Annotated in this window: 9 protein-coding genes (1 of these 9 running past the window's edge); 3 read left to right on the top strand and 6 right to left on the bottom strand. The window is 60.8% G+C overall.

All coding sequences use genetic code 11. The features are described 5' to 3' along the window. Positions 1 to 1,725, top strand: the 3' portion of a protein-coding gene (rapA, locus tag EL255_RS03305; protein ID WP_042652170.1) for an RNA polymerase-associated protein RapA. It extends 1,146 nt beyond the left edge of the window; only the last 1,725 of its 2,871 coding nucleotides appear in the window; its start codon lies beyond the left edge, outside the window; it ends in the stop codon at positions 1,723 to 1,725. Between the two features lie 36 nt (positions 1,726 to 1,761). Continuing rightward, positions 1,762 to 2,418 (top strand): bifunctional tRNA pseudouridine(32) synthase/23S rRNA pseudouridine(746) synthase RluA, encoded by a 657-nt coding sequence (gene rluA / locus EL255_RS03300; RefSeq protein WP_042652169.1) that lies wholly within the window; start codon positions 1,762 to 1,764, stop codon positions 2,416 to 2,418. A gap of 58 nt (positions 2,419 to 2,476) precedes the next feature. Here rluA and EL255_RS03295 read toward each other — a convergent pair whose 3' ends face one another. The 5 genes from EL255_RS03295 to EL255_RS03275 all read right to left on the bottom strand — a co-directional run bounded on the left by EL255_RS03295 (position 2,477) and on the right by EL255_RS03275 (position 7,242). Beyond that, positions 2,477 to 2,665 carry a hypothetical protein gene (locus tag EL255_RS03295; RefSeq protein ID WP_042652168.1) on the bottom strand — a complete coding sequence of 63 codons (189 nt, stop codon included), beginning with the start codon at positions 2,663 to 2,665 and terminating at the stop codon, positions 2,477 to 2,479. A gap of 58 nt (positions 2,666 to 2,723) precedes the next feature. Then, on the bottom strand, positions 2,724 to 4,655 hold the full coding sequence (locus tag EL255_RS03290; RefSeq protein WP_042652167.1) for a putative bifunctional diguanylate cyclase/phosphodiesterase: 1,932 nt from the start codon (positions 4,653 to 4,655) through the stop codon (positions 2,724 to 2,726). Between the two features lie 25 nt (positions 4,656 to 4,680). Next, positions 4,681 to 5,178 carry a putative pterin-binding protein gene (locus EL255_RS03285; protein ID WP_042652166.1) on the bottom strand — a complete coding sequence of 166 codons (498 nt, stop codon included), beginning with the start codon at positions 5,176 to 5,178 and terminating at the stop codon, positions 4,681 to 4,683. Between the two features lie 95 nt (positions 5,179 to 5,273). Continuing rightward, the gene (groL, locus tag EL255_RS03280; RefSeq protein WP_042652165.1) at positions 5,274 to 6,908 is read right to left on the bottom strand and encodes a chaperonin GroEL; all 1,635 of its coding nucleotides are present in this window, start codon (positions 6,906 to 6,908) and stop codon (positions 5,274 to 5,276) included. Between the two features lie 40 nt (positions 6,909 to 6,948). Continuing rightward, entirely contained in the window at positions 6,949 to 7,242 is a 294-nt protein-coding gene (locus EL255_RS03275) for a co-chaperone GroES (RefSeq protein WP_041214497.1), read from the bottom strand. 241 nt (positions 7,243 to 7,483) lie between these two features. Between EL255_RS03275 and EL255_RS03270 the strand changes: the two genes are divergently transcribed. Further along, positions 7,484 to 8,818: an MATE family efflux transporter gene (locus EL255_RS03270; RefSeq protein WP_232018945.1), complete on the top strand. Its 1,335-nt coding sequence runs from the start codon at positions 7,484 to 7,486 to the stop codon at positions 8,816 to 8,818. Positions 8,819 to 8,854: 36 nt separating this feature from the next. Here EL255_RS03270 and EL255_RS03265 read toward each other — a convergent pair whose 3' ends face one another. Next, the gene (locus EL255_RS03265) at positions 8,855 to 9,328 is read right to left on the bottom strand and encodes an FxsA family protein (RefSeq protein ID WP_042652206.1); all 474 of its coding nucleotides are present in this window, start codon (positions 9,326 to 9,328) and stop codon (positions 8,855 to 8,857) included. Between the last annotated feature and the right edge of the window lie 195 nt (positions 9,329 to 9,523).

Raw genomic sequence — 9,523 nt, 5'->3', positions numbered from 1 at the left:
GATGCCGCCGCCCGCGAGCAGGCGGTTCACAAGCTGCTCGATCAGCACGGCACCGGCCGCGTGCTGTTCCGCAACAGCCGCGCCAACATTCAAGGCTTCCCGGAACGTCACCTCAACGTCTACCCCATGCCGCTGCCGGAGCAGTACAAGACCGCAGTCAAGGTAATGGGCATGATGGGCGGCAACGGGGGCGATCTGCAGACCCGCGCCCTGCGCTACCTCTATCCTGAGAAGATCTTCCAGCAGTTCGAAGGTGACAGTGCCAGCTGGACCCAGTTCGATCCGCGCGTCGACTGGTTGCTGGAGCTGCTGCTCGGCGCCCGCCAGCAGAAGGTGCTGGTGATCTGCTCCGAGGCCGCCACCGCCATCGCACTGGAAGAGGCACTGCGCACCCGCGAGGGGATCCGTGGCGCCGTGTTCCACGAGGGGATGTCCATCCTGGAGCGGGACAAGGCGTCTGCCTACTTCGCTCAGCAAGAGGGCGGCGGCGCCCAGGTGCTGCTCTGCTCCGAGATAGGCTCGGAGGGTCGCAACTTCCAGTTTGCCAGCCACCTGGTGCTGTTCGATCTGCCCCTCAACCCGGATCTGCTGGAGCAACGCATCGGTCGTCTCGATCGGATCGGCCAACAGAACACCGTCGAGATCCATGTCCCCTATCTGACCGGCACCGCCCAGCGGGCCCTGCTGCTCTGGTATCACGATGGTCTGGATGCCTTCGAGCAGACCTGTCCCACCGCCCGCCCGATCTTTGAAGCGGTGCGGGACGAGTTGTTCGAGCTGCTGGCCGCCAACGACGGCGAGCAGACGGTGCTGGATGCCCTGCTGGTCAAGACCCGCGAGCTGCACGAGCCACTCAAGGCTCGGATGGAGCAAGGCCGCGATCGGCTGCTGGAGATCCACTCCAGCGGTGGCAACGCCGCCCTCGCCCTGGTCGAGAAGCTGGACGCCGAGGATGATGACACCGGCATGATCTCCTTCGCCCTCAAGATGTTCGACGAGATCGGCGTCAACCAGGATGACAGGGGTGAGAATGCGCTGGTGCTGACCCCCGGCGATCACATGCTGGTGCCAAGCTTCCCGGGCCTGCCCCAGGATGGCATGACCATCACCTTCGATCGCCCCACCGCCCTGGCACGGGACGACATGGCGCTGCTCTCCTGGGAGCACCCCATCATGCGTGGCGGTATCGATCTGATCCTGGGTTCCGAGATCGGCGCGACCTCGGTCTCCCTGTTGAAGAACAAGGCCCTGCCGATCGGCTCCATCCTGCTCGAGCTGATCTTCGTGGCCGAGTCGGCGGCGCACCCCCAGCTCTACCGCTTCATGCCGCCGACCCCGATCCGCTTGCTGATGGACAAGAATGGCCAGAACCTGGGTGAGAAGGTGGCGTTCGATGCCTTCAACCGTCAGCTGACCCCGGTCAACCGCCACCTCGGCAGCAAGCTGGTGACCGCGTCCCAGCCGGTGATCCACGGCTTGATTGGCAAGGGCCAGGTCATTGCCGAAGAGCTGAAGGCCGCCATAGTGGACAAGGCCCGCGCCCAGATGGCGCAGACCCTGCAGCAGGATCTGGACCGACTGGAGGCGCTCAAGGCGGTCAATCCGAACGTGCGCGACAGCGAACTGGATTATCTGCGCAACTTGCAGGCAGAATTGCACCACCTGATCGATCAGACCCAGCTCAAGCTGGATGCCATCCGCTTTATCGTGGTCACCCATAACTGATGGGGGCCATCCCCTTGATTGAAGATGCGAGACGCTATGTTTGAATATTCACCGCCTCTGGAACCCTGGCTCGATATCCTGTTCAACGACAAGGACATCATGGTGGTCAACAAGCCTACCGGCCTGCTCAGCGTGCCCGGGCGCGGGCCCGAAAATGAAGACAGCGTCCTGCACCGGGTCAAGCAGCAGCACCCCAAGGCGGCGGCGGCCCATCGCCTCGACATGTCCACCACCGGGGTGATCGTCATTCCCCTCACCCCGAACGCCCACCGGGAGCTGAGTCGGCAATTTCGCGAACGGGAGACCGAGAAGCATTACCTCGCCTGGGTCTGGGGTGAGCCGCAGGCGGACTCCGGTCAGGTCGATTTGCCGCTCTGCGTGGACTGGCCCAACCGCCCCAGGCAGAAGGTGGACTTCGAGGAGGGCCGCCATGCCCTGACCCTGTGGGAGAAGTTGAAGGTGGAGAATGGCAACAGCCTGATCAAGCTGACGCCGATCACCGGCCGCTCCCACCAGTTGAGGGTGCATATGCTGGAGCTGGGGCACCCCATACTCGGTGACAACCTCTACGCCCACCCCGACGCACTGGCCGCGGCGCCGCATCTCTATCTGCATGCGGCCATGCTGACCATCGCTCATCCCCGCAGCGGCGAGCGGATGAGCTTCGAGGCGCCGGCGCCCTTCCCGCTCTGAGCCGGATGTTGCGCATAAAAAAAGCCCCCATCGATCGATGGGGGCTTTTTCATTAGGATCAAACGTGAATGTTGATGTTGCTTCCCAAGGCTCCAGTCGCCGATGTAACTGGCGCCTGAGCTGGCTGGGCGGCCGTCTGCAGCAACTTCAGCGCGGTTTCGCCGTCCTGGAGTTGCTGTTTTTTCGCCAGACTGGCCGTCATCAAGGCAGAGCCGTATGACGTAGATGCAGAGCTAGAAATATCCATTGTGTACCTCCTGCCTAAGCTCTATCGGCCATTGTGTACCGAACATGAGCCCTATCGGTCAGATCAGGTAGGCCTTGTCCGGTGAGCGCCGTGCCAGCCAACGCTCCTCCATCTCCAGCAGGGTCTGATAGGCCTTGGCCGCCTGCTCGGGCCGGCTGAACAGATAGCCCTGACCGTAGAGGTGGATATCGGTCAATGAGCGCAGCACATCGAGTTGGCCCTGGGTCTCTATGCCCTCGCAGACCAGCTTCTTGCCCAGCATGGAGGCCATGCGACAGATGTTGGCCACCAGCTCGGCCGCCTCGATGGAGGTGTCTATCCCCTGGATGAAGGAGCGGTCGATCTTCACCTTGCTGACCGGCAATTTCTGCAGGTAGCTGAGGGAGGAGTAGCCGGTACCGAAATCGTCAAGCGCCAGCTGCACCCCCTGCTGGTTAAGATCCTGCATCAGCTGCAGCGAGTTCTTCACCTCGCGCATGGTGGTGTCCTCGGTCACCTCCAGCACCAGACTGGAGGCGGGGATATGGTGCTCCATCAATGCCTTGGCTACCAGTTTCAACAAGTTGCGCTGGTACATGCCGGGCGAGATGTTGACGCACATCTGCAGATCGACCAAGCCAAGATGCTGCCACTTGTAGAGCTGCTCGCAGGCGGTGTTCAGGACCCAGCTGCCGAGTTTCTCCGCCAGCTGGAACTCCTCCGCCACCTGGATCACCTCGTTGGGCGGGATGAAGCCCAGCTCGGGGTGGCGCCAGCGCAGCAGCGCCTCGACCGCCTCGCAGCGACCGTTCTCCAGGTTGACGATGGGCTGGTAGTAGAGCTCGAGCGCATTGTGCTCCAGCGCCATCACCATGTCGGAGGCGAGGTGCTTGCGCCTGGCGGTTTCATTGAGCAGGGAGTTGTCATAGATGACATAGGGCACATGTGTCTTGCGGCTGTGGAACAGGGCCTGCTCCGCCCGGCTGAGCAGCTCCTGGGTCTGGTTGCTGTCCATGGGGAAGAAGGCGATGCCGATCCCTACCTCCAGCCGGAACGGGTAGTTGTCGATGAGAATGTCCTGCTTGATGGCATGCAGGACCCTCGCCACCAGTTCCCTGACCTGGCGCAGATCGCTGCTTTCCCGCTGCAGCATGGCGAGCTGATCGCCGCCAAGGCGGGCGACCCATTCGCCATTTTCACACAGGGTTCGCAGCCGCTTCGCCAGCTCCTGCAGCAGGATATCCCCGGTGTTGTAGCCAAACTTGCTGTTGATGTCCCTAAAGTCGTTGATGTCGATCAGCACCAGTCCGAACGGGGTATCGCGGCCGACGTAGGACTCCATCTTCTCCAGCAACGCCAGCCGGTTGGCGAGGCCGGTCAATGGATCGATCCGCGCCATTCTGAAGTGGCGCCTGGCCTCACGAATAAGCAGACCGCTGAGCAGGATGACGGAGATCACCAGGCCGGATACCATGAACAGCAAGGCGTTGCGCAGCTGGCCAAAGCGCTTGTCGTTGCCGGAATAGACGTTGATGTTGTTCTGCATGACGGAGGCGAGGGAGTAGGACAGCGGCTCTTGCAGGGGGGCGAGCCGCATCATGATCTGCTGATAATCCGGTGTACCCGGTTTCAGCACGGCCAGCTTGGGTTCCAGCTCCCGGATGTTGTTCTCGGTCAGCTGGACCAGTCGCAGCGTCTTCTGATTGTCTGCCAGGCTCTTGCGCAGCTGGCCGCTCAGCAGGATAGGGGTGCGGCTCCAGAGAATGTCGTAGCGCAGCAGCAGGGCCTCATGGTCGATCCCGCCGTAATGGTAGATCTCCACGGCATTGAGAAAGCGCCCCAGCTCGAGCTGGAGCTGCATCAGGGCCCAGGAAACGTCGTAGGTGTACTTCTCCATCACCCGGGTCGCATTCTGTATCTGCACCAGACAATACAGGGTGCTCCCCGTGAACAGCAGAATGGATAGATAGAGAACGCCGAGTAAGGGCCAGGCCCTGGTCTTCGCTTTCACCCCGTACTCCCGCAAGCAACCATCGTCAGTCTTGAATATCGATCGAACTCAGCTGCCAGATCATCATGTCGGTGAATTCGGACCGCTTGAGTTCGGGATTCTGATCCAGTGGCAGAATAAACCAGAGCGGCCCCTTGTCACGTACCCGCATGGTCACGCCGTCATCCTGCCAGGCCAGGATAGGATCGTACTGCTTGACCTTATCCCAGTTGATCCGGATCTGGAAACTGTTCAGGGCAGTGAGAGTGATGTTCTTGCCCTTGCCCCCCACCGCCACCATCAGATCCGACAGCTTGGGGCCCACATACTTGTGCGGTTTGTCCACCCAGGGGCTGGCCGTCACTATCTCATGCTGCGGCAAGGCCTGGAGCATGGTCAGGTCGAAGGCGACCTCGCCGTCGGCCGGTTCGGCGGGATCCACATTACCTGTCACCTTGAGGATCACGGGCCCCTGCGGGGCCGCCACGGCCATGCCGGGCATGACAAGGGAAAACAGTAATGTAATCAGGCCTAAATTTCGCATGTTTACCTCAGATGCTGTCGATATTAATAAGCTCATTCTAGTAGCACTAAAAAAAACGGCCCGCAAATGCGAGCCGTTTGATAACTACGACAGGATTACATCATACCCATGCCACCCATGCCACCCATATCAGGCATGGCAGGAGTGTCTCTCTTCGGCAGTTCGGTGATCATGCACTCGGTGGTGATCATCAGACCGGCGATGGACGAGGCAAACTGCAGCGCGGAACGGGTTACCTTGGTCGGATCCAGGATCCCCATGGCCAGCATGTCGCCGTACTGTTCGGTGTAAGCGTTGTAGCCGAAGTTACCTTCGCCATTCTTCACTGCGTTAGCAATGACGGAGGCTTCTTCACCGGCGTTGATCACGATCTGACGCAGCGGGGCTTCCATGGCGCGCAGCGCAACCTTGATACCCACGTTCTGGTCTTCGTTGTCACCACGCAGGTCGGCCAGTTTGGCGGCAACGCGTACCAGCGCCACACCACCACCGGCAACCACGCCTTCTTCCACGGCGGCGCGAGTGGCGTGCAGGGCATCGTCAACGCGGGCCTTCTTCTCTTTCATCTCGACTTCGGTGGCAGCGCCAACCTTGATCACGGCAACGCCGCCAGCCAGCTTGGCCACGCGCTCTTGCAGCTTCTCACGGTCGTAATCGGAAGAGGTCTCTTCGATCTGCTGACGGATCTGGGCAACACGGCTTTCGATCAGGGCAGCATCACCCACGCCATCGATGATGGTGGTGTTCTCTTTGGTGATCACGATGCGCTTGGCACGGCCCAGATCTTCCAGGGTCGCTTTCTCCAGCTCCATGCCCACCTCTTCGGAGATGACGGTACCGCCAGTCAGCACGGCGATATCCTGCAGCATGGCCTTGCGACGGTCACCGAAGCCCGGCGCCTTGACGGCGGCAACTTTGACGATGCCACGCATGGTGTTGACCACCAGGGTCGCCAGCGCTTCGCCTTCCACGTCTTCGGCAACGATCAGCAGCGGTTTGCCCGCCTTGGCCACGCCTTCCAGCACCGGCAGCATTTCGCGGATGTTGGAGACTTTCTTATCCACCAGCAGGATGAAGGGGTCATCCAGCTCGACGGCGCCGGTTTCCGGCTTGTTGACGAAGTAAGGGGAGAGGTAGCCACGATCGAACTGCATGCCTTCTACCACGGCCAGCTCATCTTCCAGACCCTGACCGTCTTCGACGGTGATGACGCCGTCACGACCGACCTTGTCCATGGCTTCGGCGATCAGTGCACCCACTTTCTCGTCGGAGTTGGCGGAGATGGTGCCCACCTGGGCGATGGCATTGTTGTCGGCACAAGGAGTGGACAGCGCCTGCAGCTCGGCGACAGCAGCCACGACGGCCTTGTCGATACCGCGCTTCAGATCCATCGGGTTCATGCCGGCGGCAACGGCCTTCAGGCCTTCGTTGACGATGGCTTGCGCCAGTACGGTAGCGGTAGTGGTACCGTCACCGGCGGCGTCGTTGGCCTTGGAAGCGACTTCCTTGACCATCTGGGCGCCCATGTTCTGGAACTTGTCTTCCAGCTCGATTTCGCGCGCAACGGAGACGCCATCCTTGGTGATGGTCGGGGCACCGAAGGACTTGTCCAGTACCACGTTGCGGCCTTTCGGGCCCAGGGTTACCTTGACGGCGTCGGCCAGGATGTTGACGCCTTCCAGCATTTTGATACGGGCTTCGTTGCCAAACTTAACTTCTTTAGCTGCCATGTTATTCGGTCCTTAAATCAATTCGGGGAAAAGGGAGTGATTACTCTTCGACAATCGCCAGGATGTCGGTCTCGGACAGGATCAGCACGTCCTGGCCATCCAGCTTCTCGGTCTTCACACCGTAGCCTTCGTTGAAGATCACCTTGTCACCTACCTTGACGGCGAGGGCTTTGACATCGCCATTGTCCAGAATTCGACCAGTCCCCACGGCAAGAACTTGACCACGGGTGGACTTCTGGGCCGCAGTGCCAGTCAAGACGATGCCGCCAGCGGATTTGGCTTCAGCTTCGATGCGCTTGATGATGACGCGGTCGTGCAGTGGACGAATTTTCATCGATAACTCTCCCAAAATGAGTCTCTGTGTTGCTTGAGGAATGGCCACGCTTGGCCAAATTTGTTATGCCCCTGATCTGGGGCAATTTGGGTAGCCCTTCAAGGGCAAATACAAAAAAAATATTTTCACGTACTATGAACATCTTTGATGGATCAGCAACCCCCACCAGGAAGGCGGATGGACGTGGCCGGCATTTCGGCCCAGAGCAACAGAGACGATTCCCTTGAGCCGACCCAATCCCATGCTGACCGCACCCATGCCCTCCGTGCTGCTGCGCATGACGGCTCCCATGATCCTCGGCATCGTCGCCATCCTGGCCTTCAACCTGGTCGATACCTTCTTCATCGGCATGATGGGCACCCAGGCGCTGGCCGCCATCAGCTTCACCTTTCCGGTAACCTTCGTGGTGACCTCCCTGACCATGGGACTGGGGGCGGGCCTCAGTGCGCTGCTCGGCCATACCCTGGGCCAGGGCCGTCACGACGAGGCCGCGCGCATCACCACCGACTGCCTGTTCCTCGCAATTATCCTGGTATCTCTGCTCGCGGCGCTGGGGGCGCTGACCATAGATCCCCTGTTCACCCTGCTGGGGGCCAGTGCAGAGCTCATCTCGCTGATCCACGACTACATGCTGATCTGGTATCTGACGGTGCCCATGCTGGCGCTGCCCATGGTCGGCAATGCCGCCATCCGGGCGACCGGGGATACCAAGACGCCGAGTCTGGTGATGGGGGTGGCCGGCCTGGTCAACGGGGTGCTGGATCCCCTGCTCATCTTCGGCATAGGCCCCTTCCCCGAATGGGGCATCGGTGGCGCCGCCATCGCCACTTCTATTTCCTGGCTGATGGCCATGCTGGTCAGCCTCCATATACTGCGCAAGCGGGAAGGGCTATTGCTGTGGCACCTCTCCCCCCGCCCCCAGCTGCTGGCGCACTGGCGCGCCTTGCTGCATGTGGCGGTGCCCGCCTCTTTCACCAACATGCTCAACCCGCTCGCCAACGCCGTGCTGATGATCATCTTTGCCGGGCTGGGGACCGAGATGGTCGCCGCCTATGGCGCCGCCTCTCGGGTCGAGGCGCTGCTGCTGATCGTGATGATGGCGCTCTCCTCGGTGCTTGCCCCCTTCATCTCGCAAAACTGCGGGGCGGGAAACCCGGCGCGGGCCAGGGCGGCCCTGCTGCTCTGCATGCGCTTCGCGCTGCTGTTCCAGCTCGGGATCTATGCCCTGACCTGGCTGCTGGCCCCCTTCATCGCCGGCCTGTTCAGCGACCATCCCAAGGTGGTGCAGCTCATCGTGCTCTACCTGTATCTGGTGCCGGTCGGCTATGGTTTTCAAGGCATGGTGATGCTGCTGGCATCCGCCCTCAACGGCGTAAGAGCCTCGACGGTATCTTTCCTGTTCAATGGCTTGCGTCTGTTTGTCTTCTTGCTGCCAGGGGCCTGGCTGGGGGCAAAACTGGGGGGGGAGCAGGGGGTCTATCTGGGGATACTGCTGGCGAACCTGGCGGCGGGCATGCTGGCCTGGATTTATGCCCGGCGCAGGTTCGAATCCCTGTGCCATCAGGGCAACCCCTGATGGCCATTGGCTGAGGCAGCGACTTACTCTTTGCGCTCACTCTTTACGTTCAAACTCGCCCTCTATGGTGGCGCCACCACGATTGACCTGATCCGGCTGCCCATTGCCCGGACGCGCCTCGAACGGAGGCGGCGTCTGGAAGCCCCCCATCTGCATCCTGAACTGGCTGCTGCCCACCAGCTTGTCGGCCAGCCGGTTGCGCAACCAGGGTTGCAGCAGCAGGATGCCGAAGAAATCGGTCACGAAACCCGGGATGATCAGCAGCAGACCGGCCAGTGCCAGCATCATGCCCCCCATCACCTCGGGGCCCGGCATCTCTCCTTGCTGCATCTTCTGCTGCGCACTGAACAGGGTCTTGATCCCCTCGCTGCGCACCAGGGAGGAGCCCAGCACGGCGGTCAGCACCAGCAATCCCACGGTCGGCAAGGCACCGATCACGGATCCCACTTCGATCATCACCGTGAGCTCCAGCAATACCAAACCAACCAACAACAGCAGTAACTTGCCCATAATGACCTCGGTACGGGTGAAATAGATCAACCTGTGATGCATGCGACCGACGGGAACGAGCCGCCAACCCACCATTCTATCGGTTTCTAACCAATAAAATGGGGCATCACATTCATTTTTCAAGCCCATGAGTGATGCCGATCGGGATTCAGACAAATATCCTCCCGAACAACTGGGATTGAAGTGGTTGATCTG

The organism is Aeromonas encheleia (genome assembly GCF_900637545.1).
In the GTDB taxonomy this organism is placed as follows: Bacteria; Pseudomonadota; Gammaproteobacteria; order Enterobacterales; family Aeromonadaceae; genus Aeromonas; species Aeromonas encheleia.
This window is presented reverse-complemented; position numbering and strand designations above follow the sequence as displayed.